Here is a 14,424-nt window from a genome sequence, read left to right as displayed (position 1 = left end):
CGAAATGCCAGGGCACCGGATCAACGCGTTGGGGCAGCCCGTGGGCCTGCCGGTTGCGGGGGATTTCCCGCGCCCGGCCCCACCGCGCGCGCCCATGCAGGGGCGGTTCTGCTGCGTGGTGCCCTTGGATGTGAATGCGCATGCGCCCGGCCTGTTCCGGGCGTTTGCCGCCGATACCGACGGGCGCAATTGGACCTACCTGCCCTACGGCCCGTTCGACTCGCAAGCCCAGTTCGCCGCCTGGCTGGCCCAAACCTGCACGTCGGACGATCCGCTGTTCCACGCGGTTCTGGACCAGGGCGGGCAGCCCGTCGGGATGGCATCCTATATGCGTATCGACCGCAATGCCGGGGCGATCGAGGTGGGGCACATCCATTTCTCGCCGCTGATGCAGCGTACTCCGGTCGCGACCGAGACGATGTTCCTGATGATGTGCCGCGTGTTCGACGAGTTGGGCTATCGCCGGTACGAATGGAAATGCGATGCGCTGAATGCCCCGTCGCGCCGGGCCGCCGAACGGCTGGGTTTTGTCTTCGAAGGCGAATTTCGGCAGGCCACCCATTACAAGGGGCGCAACCGCGACACGGCGTGGTTTTCGATCATCGATACGGACTGGCCACGCATCCGGCAGGCGTTCGAAACTTGGCTGTCACCTGAGAATTTCGATGCCACGGGCCAACAACGGGAACCGCTGATGGCCCGCAGCGAAAGCTGACGTCACTCGGAAATGTCGAACTCCATCGACACAGTGACCGAAACCGAAACCTCGCCACCGGCGACCGGGACCCCGCCCGAATCGGCCATGGCCATCTCGCGCATCTGGGGCATTGGGCGAATGCCCCCGTCCTGTTCGTTGATCGACACGACTGAACCCAAGGTTACACCTGCGGCCTGAGCCAATTGTTCGGCCTTGGCCCCAGCATCGGCGACGGCTTGAGCGCGCGCCTTCGCTTCAAGTGGCTTTGGATCCTGAATCGTGAAGGTCAAACCACCAAAATCATTCGCGCCATCCTGAATGACCGCATCCATGATCTGCCCCAGATCATCCAGATTTCTGACCCGCACGAACACACGGTTCGACGCAACGAAGCCCGTGATTCTCGGTGCTTCGCCATCCGCGTTGCCCCGTCCGGACCAGACCGGGGACAGGGACAGATCGCGGGTCTGCAGGTCGCGCGATTCGATCCCCATCTCACTCAGGCGGCTCAGGACGGTGGCAACCGCGTCCGAGGTCGCCTGCATTGCTGCCGAAGCCTGCGCGTCTTGATTTGTCACCCCCACCGTGATGGTTGCCATATCCGGCGCGGCCTCGGCCGTGCCGGTTCCGTAAACCTGGATGCGACGTTCTTCCGCATGGGCGGCCACAGCAACTGTCGCCGCCAATACCGCCGCCAAAAAAGCAAATGTCTTCAATGTGATCTCTCCTGTTTTCTGAGATCAAAGATGGGTTGGCAAGCCTTCGCCGGACAAGGGGAGATTTTGCCTTTTCCTTTCCCTCGGCGGGTTCCTGCTTTAATCTCGGTGCGCGGACGCAAGGGCGTTTGCTTTGGTTCAGACAATTACGGCACCCTTGAATAATGAAACCCGCTTTTGCGCTGTCTCTTTCTGATAACGGGATCACTCTGCTGCACTATTCGGATAACGAATGGTTTGGCATCGGGACCGTATCACTAGACGCGCCGGACTTTTCCGAACAGCTGAACGAGCTTCGCGGTCGAGGTTTCGCCCTGGCGAATGACCTGAGCTGTACGGTCGTGATTCCTCCGGACCACGTGCGCTACCTCACGGTCACCAGCCCAGACGACTCCGACGTGACGCAGGTGGTCGAGGCGGAATTGGCTCAGGCCACGGGCTGCGAGATTGCCGAGTTGATGTATGACCTCCGTGCGAATGGGTCGGATCTTCTGGTAGCTGCGGTGGAGAAAGAGACAGTAGAAGAGGCCCGAGCCTTTGCCAGTCGCTACGGGTTCGTGCCTGTCCGGTTCGCTGCAACATTGGCCCCCGATGCGCCTTGGACCGGTACCAGAGAGTTCGAGTTCTCCGAGCGCGCGACATCCATCACACTGCCACCCGAGCCACCGGCCGAGGAGATTGCTGCTGTCGCGCCGGCCCCGGACGCAGAACCCGCGCCTCAGGCTTCGCAGGCATCGGACCCCGATCCGGCCCCCTCGCCTCAGGCGCATCCGATTGCTGAACCGGCTCAGCCGGACGTATTCGTTTCGCTCATTGAAGCGACTGAAACCGCCTCACAGAATCCTGCGGCATCAGATTCCGGCATACCGGTTCGCTACATTGGTGCCGCTGCGGCGGGCGCTGTCGTGCTGGCCGTTGTCGCATTGATCTGGTCGGGTTCAGACGAAACCGGCAGCCCGGTGGCGACTGCGCCGATCGTCGAAACGGCACCTGCGCCAGTTTCTATCGCCGCCCCGCCGCTGACCGAGACCGACGCTGAAGGACTTGCAGAAGTCGCTCCTGAGCCCGAGGGCACGCCCGACCCCGAGGCATTGGCCGACGAAGACCTGACGTTTGAAGCCAGCACACCCCTGGTCGAGCCGGAGACACCCACACCCCCCGAATTGACGCCGACGGATCAGGCAATTCTGGAAGCATTGAATGTTGCGCCCTCGCCCGTTGAGCACGTCGAACGCGATCCGGAAAGTGTCGAGGATTTCGAAGAAGCCTCTGGCCTGGCGATCACCGCGCCCGATCCGCTGCCGCTGCCAGATCCCGAGGTGCCCGAGGACGTATACCTGTCGTCCGTTGATCACGCGGCGCTGTCGCAGGATGCTGTGGCGCTTCCTGCCGAAGAGAGCTTTGATACCGACGAGCCGGTGGCTACGGTTGGTCTGCCCAATGCCGCGGGCAGCCGTTTCGAGCTGGATGACCGCGGCCTTGTCACTCCGACACCTGAGGGGACATTGAACCCCGACGGCATCCTTGTGTTCCTCGGCCGCCCGTCGTCGGTTCCCCCCCAGGTGCCGGTCAGGTTCGAAACCGACCCAACCGCCACAGACGACGACACACGGCTGGCCGGCCTGCGTCCGCGCCTGCGCCCGGAAACGCTGGTTGAGAACTTTGAGCGTGTGCAGTTGGGCGGCCGGACGGTGGACGAGCTGGCGGTCATTCGCCCGAAATCCAGGCCGGCGTCTATCCAAGAGCGCGCGGCCGTGGACCGCACGCCCACCGCATTGGCCGTGGTGCGCGTCCCCCGCCCCCGCGTTCGTCCGTCGACCGTGGCCGCTCTGGCGGCCCGAAAAGCAACAACCGGCTCGGCCACTCTGGGGTCGACAGCGGCAGTAGCAAAGGCGGATGACGATGAAGCGGGATCGTTCAAACCCACAACCGTCGCCCCCAAGATACCCAGCCGGGCCTCGGTGGCGCGCCAGGCCACGATTGACAATGCATTGAATCTGCGGCGTCTGAACCTGATCGGCGTTTACGGTACTCCCGCCAATCGGCGTGCCTTGGTCCGACTACCGAGCGGTCGTTACAAGAAGCTGAAGGTAGGAGATCGGATTGACGGCGGCAAAGTCGTCGCGATCGGCGACAGCGAGCTTCGTTATCAGAAAGGCGGCCGCAACGTCACGTTGAAGATGCCGCGCGGATAAAATTCGCCGCGTTTCGGAAAATGGAACCCGGCAGGCCGGGTTCCAAATTCTGGGTCTTCATCAGGCGGCAGAAATCTCTCCGGATTCAATTTGCTCACGCTCGATCGACTCGAACAGAGCCTTGAAATTGCCCTCGCCAAAGCCGTCATCACCCTTGCGCTGGATGAACTCGAAGAAGATCGGACCAATCACGGTTTTCGAGAAGATCTGCAGCAGGATCTTGGTCTCGCCGCCATCCACCACGCCTTCACCGTCGATCAGGATGCCGTGCTTTTTCATGCGGTCCACCGGCTCGTCATGGCCCTTCACGCGGTCGAAGGACATATCATAATAGGCATCGTTGGGACCGGGCATGAACTTCAGCCCTCGTTCGGCGATTGCATCGGTCGAGTCATAGATGTTCTCGCTGCCGACGGCGATGTGCTGGATGCCCTCGCCTTTGTACTTCTTCAGATAGGATACGATCTGACCGGTCTCGCCGCGGTCTTCGTTGATCGGAATCCGGATACGGCCGCAGGGCGAGGTCAATGCACGGCTGAGCAAGCCGGTATATTTGCCCTGGATGTCAAAGAAACGGATTTCGCGGAAATTGAACAGATCGCCGTAGAACTTGAACCACTTGTCCATGTTGCCCTTGAAGACATTGTGAGTCAGGTGATCGAGGTAATAGAAACCGACGCCGCGCGGTTTGGACTGCTTCAGCCACTCGAATTCCTGATTGTAGGGCGAGGTTTCGTAATACTGGTCGATGAAATAGATCAGCGACCCGCCGATACCCTTGATCGCGGGCACATCCATGGTCTTGTCGGCCGCATCATAGGGTTCGGCCCCCTTCGACACGGCATGGTCATAGGCCTTTTGCGCATCCACGACACGCCAGCCCATCGACGGGGCACAGGGGCCATGCTCTTCCACGAATTTCGCAGCAAAGCTGTCGGGGTTCGCGTTCAGGATGTAGGTCACATCGCCCTGCTGCCATAGCTCGATCAGCGGTTTGGTCTTGTGGTGCGCAACCTTTTCAAAACCCATCTTGGCGAACAGGTCGCGCAGCTCCTGCGGTTCGGGATGCGCGAATTCAACAAATTCAAACCCATCTGTGCCGGCGGGGTTCTCGGCGCTGATCACGGATTTCGGGGCGTTGTGCGGGAAAGGGCCCATGGCTTGTCCTCTTGAAACAGGAAATTCTTTGCTGATTCAAGAATACGCCTTTTTCAGCGCTGTTTTTGCGCATTCTTTTCATGTAAACTACAGAAGCCTGCGAAAACTCCGCACCAGAACCCGAAAAATGTGAGAATCTCCGCACATGCTGGACGCAACCGATACTCGCCTTCTGGCCGCGCTGCAAAAAGACGCGCACCTGACCGCGCATCAGTTGGGCGAAATGCTGAACCTGTCCCCCAGTCAGGCCGGGCGCCGCCGTCAGCGGCTGGAGGCCGAGGGCTATATCACCGGCTACGCGGCGCGGCTTGACCCGCGCAAACTTGGCCTGCAGGTCCAAGGCTTCGTTCAAGTTCACCTCGGCACCCACGGCCCCGAACAATCATCCAGTTTTGCGCGCATGGTGGAAACCCGCCCGGAAATCACCAGCGCCTGGACGATGACTGGCGAGGCAGACTATCTGCTCCATGTCTATTGCGAGGATCTTTCCGCGCTCAACACCTTGCTTCACGAGGTGATACTGCCCCATCCTGCGGTGGCACGGGTGCAAAGCCAGATCGTGATGGACCAGCTGAAACGCGACGCTCCGCTGCCGACCTGACGGCAAGGAAAGGAAGAAGATGAACGAGTTCCTGTACCAGGCATCGATCTATCTGGCAGCCGCCGTGATCGCCGTCCCCCTGTCGGCGCGACTTGGGCTGGGGTCTGTCCTCGGATATCTCGCCGCCGGCATCGCCATCGGTCCGATCCTTGGGCTCGTGGGCGCGGAAACCAAGGACTTGCAGCATGTCGCGGAATTTGGCGTCGTCATGATGCTGTTCCTGATCGGTCTCGAGCTGGAACCCCGCGCACTTTGGGATATGCGGCACCGGTTGTTGGGGCTTGGTGGACTGCAGATCTCGGTCTCTACGGTCGTGATTGCAGCAGTTACTTTCTACACGGGTCAACCGTGGTCAGTTGCCTTGGCCGTGGGGCTGACACTGTCCCTGTCATCAACCGCCATCGTGCTGCAGACGCTGTCGGAAAAGGGCTTGATGCGCACAAACGGCGGGCGATCCACGTTCTCGGTCCTTCTGACTCAGGATATCGCCGTGATTCCGATCTTGGCGTTTCTGCCGCTGCTGGCCATGCCGGCCAGCATCTTCATCGAGGATGACGGATCAATCACGCGCGGCGGCGACGGGCACGGCGACGCGCACCATACGTTGTCATTGGTCGATGGCCTGCCCGGATGGGCGGTGACGCTGGTGACATTGGGTGCGATCGCGTTCGTGATCGTGGTCGGCGTCTACCTGACCCGTCCCTTGTTCCGGTTCATCCACACCACCCGCCTGCGCGAGATGTACACGGCGTTGGCCCTGATGATCGTGGTCGGGATCTCGTTCCTGATGACCTTGGTGGGCCTGTCCCCGGCGTTGGGCGCCTTCCTCGCTGGCGTCGTCCTGGCCAGTTCCGAGTTCCGGCACGAGATGGAAAGCGACCTTGAGCCGTTCAAGGGATTGCTGCTGGGCCTGTTCTTCATCACGGTCGGGGCCGGGATCGACGTCGGGTACTTTTTCAACGACCCGTTCGACCTGATCGGACTGGCCCTGCTGGTAATCCTGGTCAAGGGCCTGATCCTGTATGCCGTGGGTCGTGCATTCAAGTTGCGCGGCCGCGACCATTGGCTGTTCACGCTGGGTTTGGCTCAGGCGGGTGAGTTCGGCTTTGTGCTGCTGGCCTTTTCGACCAAGCAGAATGTCATTCCCCCGGCCCTGTCGCAGAAGCTGTTGATGATCATTGCCCTGACCATGCTGATCACACCGCTTCTGTTCATCATCTATGACTACCTTTCGCGTCACATCCGCGACAACTCACCCGAGGTTGAACCCGAGGAAATAGACGAAAAAGGTCCCGTCATCATTGCGGGAATTGGGCGGTTCGGACAGATCGTCAACCGGCTGGTGCGCGCCAGCGGGTTCAAGACGGTGGTGCTGGACCACAATATCGAAACGATCCAGCTGATGCGTCGGTTCGGCGTCAAAGGCTTCCTGGGTGATCCGACGCGCCCCGAGTTGCTGCGGGCCGCAGGTCTTGAGAAGGCTTCCGTTTTGGTGGCCGCTATGGATAACCGCAAGGAAGTGACCCGATTGGTCGGCTACGCCCGCCGGCAGCGCCCCGACCTTCACATCGTCGCCCGCGCACATGACCGGACCCATGTGTACGAGCTGTATCAGGCCGGCGCTGATGACATCGTGCGTGAGCTGTTCGACAGCTCTCTGCGGGCCGGGCGCTACGTGCTGGAGAACATTGGTCTGAGCGAATACGAGGCCGCGCAAGCGCAGCAGACCTTCTACCACCATGATCGGCAGGCAATTCGCGAATTGGCCGAACTCTGGGTTCCCGGCATGCCGACGGCCGAGAATAAAAAGTACATCGAACGCGCGCGCGAGTTGGAGAAGGACCTGGAGACTGCGCTGCTGGAACTGGCCGAAAAGAACGAAAAGAAGTCAGCCTGACCCGGGGATCTCCCGGGTCAGCCGAGCTCAACCGTCCGACACACCGGCTTCGGCAAAAGTGGCCATACCCGAATGGCAAGCGACGGCGCTTTTCAGGATGTTGATGGCCAGCGCAGCCCCAGACCCTTCGCCCAGCCGCAGCCCGAGGCTCAGCAAGGGCGCTTTGTCCAGCTTGGTCAGCATGGCCGCGTGCGCACCTTCCGCACTCTGATGGCCGGCAACGGCATGGTCCAGCGCTCCCGGCGCCAGACGATCGAGACAAGCAGCAGCAGCGGTACAGATGAACCCATCCAGAATGACCGGGATGCGCAGAATTCGAGCGGCTGCAATGGCCCCTGCCATGGCCGCGATCTCGCGCCCTCCCAAACACCGCAGGATCTCAAGCCCGTCGTCAGATGCTCCGTGCAGCGCAACACCTTCGGCAACGACGCGCGTCTTGTTGGCAAGGCCCGCATCGTCCACACCGGTTCCACGCCCGGTCCAATCAGCGGCTTCTCCGCCAAACAACGCGCAGGCGATGGCCGCTGCAGGGGTGGTGTTGCCAATGCCCATTTCGCCCACGACCAGAAGGTCTGCGGTGGGATCAACGGCACTCCAGCCGGTCTGCAGAGCGGCCAGAAGCTCGGCCTCGGACATTGCCGGGGCCTTTGTGAAATCGGCCGTCGGCCGATCCAGGTCCAGCGCGTGTACCGTCATCTTGGCCCCGGCCGCCTTGGCCAGTTGGTTGATGGCCGCGCCTCCGTGCTCGAAGTTCATGACCATCTGAACCGTAACTTCGGGCGGAAAGGCCGAAACACCCTGCGCCGTCACGCCGTGATTGCCGGCAAATACAATCACCTGAGGTGCCTCAATCTGCGGTCGGGCATCCCCGCGCCAACCGGCATACCAGATCGCCAGATCTTCGAGCCGGCCCAACGCACCCGGCGGCTTGGTCAGCTGTCCGTTGCGGTCGGCAGCCCCTTGCTTTGCAGCCTCATCCGGGCCCGGGACATTGCGCAAGGCGTCGCGGAAGGTATTCAGATCATTGAGTTCAGGCAGCATTCAAAGCCTCGTTGCATCGGAGTGGTCCTGCGTGTTTAACCGAAGCAGGCAAAGCAACAACCCCTCGAAAGGCGCGCAAGTGCACAAAAACGACACTCGAACCTTTTCGCCATGGGACGTGCCGCTGGTTCTGGTTCTGTTGACGCGGCTGCCTTTGCCCGTGCTGCCCAAATGGCTCTTTGAGCGGCAGTCCAAAGCCGCTTGGGCCTATCCTGCGGCCGGACTGGTCGTTGGCGGCTTGGGCTGCATCGTAGGCTGGTCTGCGATGGCCGTGGGCCTTTCAGGGACAGTCAGCGCTGTCCTTGCTGTCGCCGTTCTGATCGCAGCGACCGGCGCCATGCACGAAGACGGGCTGGCCGACACCGCGGATGGGCTTTGGGGCGGATATACACCCGAACGCAGACTCGAGATCATGAAGGACAGCCATATCGGCACCTATGGGGTATTGGCCTTGTTGGTCATTCAACTGCTCAGGATCTCAGCGGTCGCATCATTACTGGCGGCAGGAAGTCCGGCCGGAATACTGGCGGCGACTGTGTTTTCCCGTGCCCTAATGCCACCATTGATGGCGGGCCTACCGAACGCCCGCGGCAGCGGGCTGAGCCATAGCGTCGGCGCTCCTCCGCCTTTGTCGGTTGCAGCCGGTTTTGGGCTGGCTTTCGTTTTCTCTCTGGCTCTTCTGGGCTGGACCGCCCTTCTGCCCGTCGCCTGTGCGGTAACTGCAACCGTGGGTCTGGCAATCATAGCCAAAGCCAAGATTGGCGGTCAGACCGGTGATATCCTGGGGGCTTCTCAACAGCTGTCGGAGGTTGCTTTCCTGCTGGCCGTTGCGGCCCTGCTCTAGCCGACACCGCCGGTTTTGATCCGCAGTGTCTCACCGCAGTGCTTGCAGTGCACGGCATCCGGGTCGTGCCGAAACAGGCCGCAATTGGGACATTTGTGGCGTACTTTTTGCGGCATGAAAATGGCCTGAGCCAGCCGCACGAACAGCGCCACACCAACCACCATTATGAAGACGGAAAACAGCTTGCCGCCCGGAGAGTTCAGTGTGATGTCGCCGAACCCCGTCGTGGTCAGTGTCGCCATCGTGAAATACAGCGCATCGATATACGGGGTCTGGCTATCCTGGGGGATATAGAAAACCAGTACGGCGGTGGATGTTGCGAAAATGAACACCAACAGGTTCACGGCCGCGATGACCGCATCCTCGTGGGTTCGGAAAAACTCACTGTCGCGACGCAGATCATGCAACAGGTGATAGGAATGGATCAGTCGCAGCGCGCGCAGAATCCGCAGGAACGCAAGGCTGCCGGTCAGGAACGGGTCAAGGATCAGCGAGGCGATCACGACCAGATCCGCAAGCGTGTAGATTTTGAACAGCAGCTTCTTGCGGTCTTTCGCGATCCACATCCGAGCCGAGAAATCCAGGAGTATGATCAGCCCCACCGCCCAGCTGACTGCAATCAATCCGGGGCCGTGCGGAATGTTCGCCGTCGCCACGAAAAACACGATCGAGGCAAGGTCGAACAGGATCAGACAGTACCGGAACCAGACCGAAACCGCCCCTCTGCCGATATAGAGTGCCTTGACCGTCTGCTTCATGACTGACCCGTACACGGTTCCAATGACTGAGAAATTAGCGGGAAAGGCGGCGCGAACCAAGCGATCGGGCATGAAAAAGGCCGCTCTGAAACCAGAGCGGCCCTTTGGTGTTGCTTCAAAGCCCGATCAGGCCGCGCGCGAGGTCAGGACTTCGTCCACTTGCTTGGCCGCTGCGATTTCGTCCGAACCGGACACGGCCGCAACTTCGCGCGTCAGACGCTCAAGCGCGGCTTCATAGAGCTGACGTTCGGAATAGCTCTGCTCGCGCTGGTCGTCCGTGCGGTGCAGGTCACGCACCACCTCGGCGATCGAGATCAGGTCACCCGAGTTGATCTTCTGTTCGTATTCCTGCGCCCGGCGCGACCACATGGCACGCTTTACCTTGGCTTTGCCCTTCAGCGTCTTCATCGCCTGGCTGATCACATCGGGCGAGCTCAGCGAACGCAGGCCGGATTCAGTGATCTTGTTGGTCGGCACCCGCAGGGTCATCTTGTCTTTCTCGAATGAGATGACGAACAGCTCGAGCGAGTATCCAGCGACTTCCTGTTCTTCAATCGATATGATTTGCCCGACCCCATGTGCAGGGTAGACAACATAGTCGTTCGGACGGAACTCAAGCTTCTTCGACTTTGTCATGCACGTGTTTCCTTGGTTGCAGAGCGGGAAAAAAGCGACAAAAAACCTAACCGGGGTCACCCGCGACCCCTGTCAGGCTGATTACATGTCAAAAACTCAGAACTCCAAAGTGAGCATACTTACGGAGTCGTCCCCATCTCGATCATCATTTGCCTTAAGAGTATATCACAAAATTACGACACCTGAAAGCGGACGGGGCCTTCGGATCGGAATCTGTGACGGTTTTCAGCGCATTAGGGCCAAAACTTACGGCGGTCTTTCGGGTTTTGCGACCCGAATCGCTCAGCCGCCTTCGCCCGGGGTTTCGGAGAAGTATTTCTCCATCTTGCCCTCTTCACCGTCGCGCTCCTCGGCGCCCGGAAGCGGGTCTTTCTTGGTTACGATAACCGGCCATTGTTCGGCATATTTGCGGTTGAATTCGACCCACTGCTCCATCCCCGGTTCGGTATCCGGGCGAATGGCGTCCGCCGGGCATTCCGGCTCGCACACGCCGCAATCGATGCATTCATCCGGATGGATGACCAGGGTATTTTCACCTTCATAGAAGCAATCCACCGGGCATACCTCGACGCAGTCGGTGTATTTGCAGGCGATACAGTTCTCGGTGACAACGTAGGTCATGGTCCAATTCCCGTCAGAGGTTTGGGCGACTAGCTAATTCAGTCTGCCCCCATCTTCAAGAGAAGATCAGCCCTTGGGGGTGCGAGAAAGATCAAGCGCGCGCCGATCCTTCTTGGTCGGACGACCTTTTCCTTCGAAACCCGGATTTTGTGGCGGATTATCCTTCTCTTCAGTCAAATCCGTGTACAGCGTCCGCGCCTCGGTCGCCGGGCCGCGTCGCGCGCCCAGGATTTCGACCTGAACCACGCGAATAACCCGCCCCTGAGCGAAAGTCAGAACATCACCGGGCCCGACGGTTTGCGCCGGCTTCTGGGCCCGGTCGCCGTTGATGCGCACATGCCCGCCGCTGACCTGTTTGGCGGCCAGGCTGCGGGTCTTGAAAAACCGCGCATGCCACAGCCACTTGTCGATCCGCAGCTTGGCCGGTGCGTCGGCCATCAGCGATCAGTTGCCGTCCTTCAGACCCATCAGCGCAGCGGCAAACGGGTTGTCGGGATCAATCGCCTTTTCCTTTTTGGGCGGCCGGGACGAGAAGGTCTTGGCCCCTTGCGGCTTGCCACCCTTCTTGCCCTGCGGCTTGCCGCGACCATCCCGAGGCTTCCCGCCCGGTTTGCCCCGACCCTGCCGTTGGTCACCACGTGGCCCCCGGTTGGCCTGACGGCCCCAGGTAAAGGTGTAGAACACCTCGACTTCGGGTTCGTCCGATGCCGGGTCTGCGGCCGTGGCCTCGGCCTCAGCCTCGGCGCTGTCAGTAGCCTCGGCTGGCGCCTCGGTGGCGACGGCCACATCCGACTGCGCCTCTGCTTCGGTGGTCTCGGCCGGAGCTTCGGCAGTTGCCGCCGGTGGTTGCTCGGCCATCTGAGCCGGCTTGATCTTGGTCCGTTCACCGCGCTCGGCCTTGTAGCCCAGCCCCTGCATCAGGTCGGCGAACTGTTCCAGCGTCATACCGGTGATCGACAACATGTCCGCCTTGGCTTCGAAACCGCCGCGGCTGTCTTCGGCGCGCAGCATGTCGGCCAGACGCTCCAACATGTCGATACGGATCGAACGCTCGCCCGCATTGCGGTAGCCGCACATGGTGTCATAGCCCTCGGGCGCGCCCTTGGCGACGGGCACCGTCACCAAGCCCGGCGGCGGCGCTTCGGGAAACTCCTGAAGTCCATTTGCCAGGGCCCACAACACCAGACGCAGGCGCGTCGGGGCAGGTTTCAGCAGCAGCGGCATGAAGATGGTGAACTGGCCGAACCGGATGCCGTGCTTGCGCAGCGCGCCACGGGCGTCCTGGTCCAGGTCCTTGACCTCTTGTGCGACTCCGGCGCGCGGCAGGATGCCCAATGCCTCGACCATACGGAAGGCAAATCCCTTGGCCAACCCGGTCAATTCTTCGTCGCGCGACAGGTTCAGCAGGGGTTCGAACAGCGCCGCGATCTTGCGGTCGATGAAGTGTTGCAGGCGGCGCTGCACCTTCTGCTCAACCTCCGGCCCTGCGGCCTCGTCCACGAACACTTCGACCATCGGTTTGAGCGGTTCGGCCCCGGCAACCAGCTTGCCCACGGCATATTCGCCCCACATCAGGCCACCCTGATCGGTAAAATCAATTTCGGTATCGGGCGCATTGTAGAAGCGATCGGCACGCAGATGGAATTGCGGCGCGAGTGCTTGCAGTGAGGCCGATTTGAGCGCTTTCGCCTCGGTTCCCTGCGCGCTTTTGTCCGGGATGAACCGGAACCCTTCCAAACGACCGACGAATTCGCCTTCGACGGTCACTTCACCCTTGTCATTCACTTCGGCCAAAAGGGCCTCCTTCTGTTTGAGCCGGCGCAACAGAACAGATGTACGCCGGTCCACAAATCTTTGCGTCAGACGTTCATGCAAAGCGTCTGACACCCTGTCTTCTACAGCGCGGGTTTCCGCGCGCCAATGGGATTCGTCGCGCACCCAGCCGTTTCGTTGCGCAACATATGTCCACGTGCGAATATATGCCAACCTTTTGGACAGTGCATCAATATCGCCGTCGGTTCTGTCGATCCGGCGGATCTGGCGCGCCAGAAAATCCTCGGGAATCGTGCCGCGTTCGTGCAGATGTCCGAAGATCGATTCGAGCAGGCTGGCATGTTCCGCGTGGCTGATGCCCCGAAAATCGGGGATTCGGCAAACATCCCACAACAGGCGGATCGACGGACCATCGCTGGCACGGGCCGCAACCTCGGGCACCTGGGCCAGCGACTTGAGCGCGTTCAGGTCGTCTGCGGGCCGGGCTTTGACCAAATGCTCGTTGTCCGGGCTGGCCTCGAGCGAGTCGATCAGCGCATCGACCGAGCCGAACCGCAAGGCGGCATTCCGCCAGTTCAGCTTTTTCATCGGCGTGAACCGGCTGTCCATGATGGCCTGCGCCACGCCTTCGTCCAGCGGCGACGCCTCGCCCGTCACGCCGAAGGTGCCATCCGACATGCCGCGCCCGGCGCGCCCGGCGATCTGGGCCAGTTCGTTCGGGGCCAGCGGCCGCATGCGCCGGCCATCGAATTTGGACAGGGACGAAAACGCGACGTGGTTCACATCGAGGTTCAGCCCCATTCCGATGGCATCGGTCGCGACCAGATAGTCGACCTCGCCATTCTGGTACAGTTCGACCTGCGCATTCCGCGTGCGCGGACTGAGAGCGCCCATGACCACGGCCGCCCCACCCTTTTGCCGCCGTAGAAGTTCGGCAATGGCATAGACGTTCTCGACCGAGAACCCGACGATGGCACTGCGCGGGGGCATGCGGCTGATCTTCTTGGACCCGGTGTAGACCAGTTGCGACATCCGCTCGCGCCGGGCGAACTGCGCCTGCGGCACCAGCGCCGCGATCGGGCCGCGCATCGTGTCGGCACCCAGAAAAAGTGTCTCGTGCGTCCCACGCATCCGCAGCAGCCGGTCGGTAAACACATGACCGCGCTCGGGATCGGCGCACAGCTGGATTTCGTCGATGGCTACGAAATCGGTGCCCATCCCCTCGGGCATCGCCTCAACCGTACAGACCCAATATTGCGTGCGCGGCGGAACGATGCGTTCCTCGCCGGTCACCAGGGCCACCACCGAGGGGCCGCGGATGGCGACGATCTTATCATAGACCTCACGCGCAAGCAGCCGCAGCGGCAGGCCGATGACACCGGTCCGGTGCCCCAGCATGCGCTCGATGGCATAGTGGGTTTTGCCTGTGTTGGTCGGGCCAAGTACGGCCACGATTCGGGATTCCCCGTTCACCTTTGCCCCCTGCC

General features: G+C 61.2%; 13 protein-coding genes. 5 read left to right on the top strand and 8 right to left on the bottom strand.

Going from position 1 to position 14,424, the window contains the following annotated elements:
* Positions 1-4 precede the first annotated feature (4 nt).
* Positions 5-715, top strand: coding sequence for a GNAT family N-acetyltransferase (locus ACR0JC_RS00955; protein ID WP_170339647.1), 711 nt, complete (start codon positions 5-7; stop codon positions 713-715).
* 2 nt (positions 716-717) lie between these two features.
* Here ACR0JC_RS00955 and ACR0JC_RS00950 read toward each other — a convergent pair whose 3' ends face one another.
* Positions 718-1,413, bottom strand: a complete 696-nt coding sequence (locus ACR0JC_RS00950; RefSeq protein WP_170339649.1) for an SIMPL domain-containing protein — start codon at positions 1,411-1,413, stop codon at positions 718-720.
* A gap of 164 nt (positions 1,414-1,577) precedes the next feature.
* Between ACR0JC_RS00950 and ACR0JC_RS00945 the strand changes: the two genes are divergently transcribed.
* Entirely contained in the window at positions 1,578-3,608 is a 2,031-nt protein-coding gene (locus ACR0JC_RS00945) for a hypothetical protein (RefSeq protein ID WP_170339650.1), read from the top strand.
* Between the two features lie 60 nt (positions 3,609-3,668).
* Here the strand turns inward: ACR0JC_RS00945 and hppD are convergent, their stop codons facing one another.
* A complete protein-coding gene (gene hppD, locus ACR0JC_RS00940) occupies positions 3,669-4,766 on the bottom strand; it encodes a 4-hydroxyphenylpyruvate dioxygenase (RefSeq protein ID WP_170389767.1) in 1,098 nt (365 codons plus the stop codon).
* A 145-nt stretch (positions 4,767-4,911) separates the two neighbouring features.
* Here hppD and ACR0JC_RS00935 point away from each other — a divergent pair, with 145 nt between their 5' ends.
* The gene (locus ACR0JC_RS00935; protein ID WP_093961793.1) at positions 4,912-5,367 is read left to right on the top strand and encodes an Lrp/AsnC family transcriptional regulator; all 456 of its coding nucleotides are present in this window, start codon (positions 4,912-4,914) and stop codon (positions 5,365-5,367) included.
* A gap of 19 nt (positions 5,368-5,386) precedes the next feature.
* Positions 5,387-7,264, top strand: a complete 1,878-nt coding sequence (locus ACR0JC_RS00930) for a monovalent cation:proton antiporter-2 (CPA2) family protein (RefSeq protein ID WP_170339654.1) — start codon at positions 5,387-5,389, stop codon at positions 7,262-7,264.
* Positions 7,265-7,291: 27 nt separating this feature from the next.
* On the opposite strand, the gene cobT is transcribed toward ACR0JC_RS00930, so the two are convergent.
* The gene (cobT, locus tag ACR0JC_RS00925; protein ID WP_170339656.1) at positions 7,292-8,305 is read right to left on the bottom strand and encodes a nicotinate-nucleotide--dimethylbenzimidazole phosphoribosyltransferase; all 1,014 of its coding nucleotides are present in this window, start codon (positions 8,303-8,305) and stop codon (positions 7,292-7,294) included.
* Positions 8,306-8,384: 79 nt separating this feature from the next.
* Between cobT and cobS the strand changes: the two genes are divergently transcribed.
* On the top strand, positions 8,385-9,149 hold the full coding sequence (gene cobS, locus ACR0JC_RS00920) for an adenosylcobinamide-GDP ribazoletransferase (RefSeq protein WP_093962928.1): 765 nt from the start codon (positions 8,385-8,387) through the stop codon (positions 9,147-9,149).
* Here the strand turns inward: cobS and ACR0JC_RS00915 are convergent.
* The 5 genes from ACR0JC_RS00915 to ACR0JC_RS00895 form a co-directional block, all read right to left on the bottom strand.
* Positions 9,146-9,907 (bottom strand): ion channel, encoded by a 762-nt coding sequence (locus ACR0JC_RS00915; RefSeq protein ID WP_170339658.1) that lies wholly within the window; start codon positions 9,905-9,907, stop codon positions 9,146-9,148. The genes cobS and ACR0JC_RS00915 overlap by 4 nt on opposite strands.
* A gap of 126 nt (positions 9,908-10,033) precedes the next feature.
* Entirely contained in the window at positions 10,034-10,543 is a 510-nt protein-coding gene (locus tag ACR0JC_RS00910; RefSeq protein WP_093961789.1) for a CarD family transcriptional regulator, read from the bottom strand.
* A gap of 282 nt (positions 10,544-10,825) precedes the next feature.
* Positions 10,826-11,164, bottom strand: a complete 339-nt coding sequence (fdxA, locus tag ACR0JC_RS00905) for a ferredoxin FdxA (protein WP_170339660.1) — start codon at positions 11,162-11,164, stop codon at positions 10,826-10,828.
* Between the two features lie 66 nt (positions 11,165-11,230).
* Positions 11,231-11,602 (bottom strand): RNA-binding S4 domain-containing protein, encoded by a 372-nt coding sequence (locus tag ACR0JC_RS00900; RefSeq protein WP_170339096.1) that lies wholly within the window; start codon positions 11,600-11,602, stop codon positions 11,231-11,233.
* 6 nt (positions 11,603-11,608) lie between these two features.
* On the bottom strand, positions 11,609-14,410 hold the full coding sequence (locus ACR0JC_RS00895; protein WP_170339662.1) for a helicase-related protein: 2,802 nt from the start codon (positions 14,408-14,410) through the stop codon (positions 11,609-11,611).
* Between the last annotated feature and the right edge of the window lie 14 nt (positions 14,411-14,424).

This window comes from Ruegeria sp. CH5 (assembly GCF_056537025.1).
This window is presented reverse-complemented; position numbering and strand designations above follow the sequence as displayed.

Coding starts and splice junctions, on each gene's coding strand:
- cobT (WP_170339656.1), bottom strand. CDS start 8,305: ATGCTGCCTGAACTCAATGATCTGAATACCTTCCGCGACGCCTTGCGC.
- ACR0JC_RS00910 (WP_093961789.1), bottom strand. CDS start 10,543: ATGACAAAGTCGAAGAAGCTTGAGTTCCGTCCGAACGACTATGTTGTC.
- hppD (WP_170389767.1), bottom strand. CDS start 4,766: ATGGGCCCTTTCCCGCACAACGCCCCGAAATCCGTGATCAGCGCCGAG.
- ACR0JC_RS00935 (WP_093961793.1), top strand. CDS start 4,912: ATGCTGGACGCAACCGATACTCGCCTTCTGGCCGCGCTGCAAAAAGAC.
- ACR0JC_RS00930 (WP_170339654.1), top strand. CDS start 5,387: ATGAACGAGTTCCTGTACCAGGCATCGATCTATCTGGCAGCCGCCGTG.
- ACR0JC_RS00915 (WP_170339658.1), bottom strand. CDS start 9,907: ATGAAGCAGACGGTCAAGGCACTCTATATCGGCAGAGGGGCGGTTTCG.
- ACR0JC_RS00955 (WP_170339647.1), top strand. CDS start 5: ATGCCAGGGCACCGGATCAACGCGTTGGGGCAGCCCGTGGGCCTGCCG.
- fdxA (WP_170339660.1), bottom strand. CDS start 11,164: ATGACCTACGTTGTCACCGAGAACTGTATCGCCTGCAAATACACCGAC.
- ACR0JC_RS00945 (WP_170339650.1), top strand. CDS start 1,578: ATGAAACCCGCTTTTGCGCTGTCTCTTTCTGATAACGGGATCACTCTG.
- ACR0JC_RS00900 (WP_170339096.1), bottom strand. CDS start 11,602: ATGGCCGACGCACCGGCCAAGCTGCGGATCGACAAGTGGCTGTGGCAT.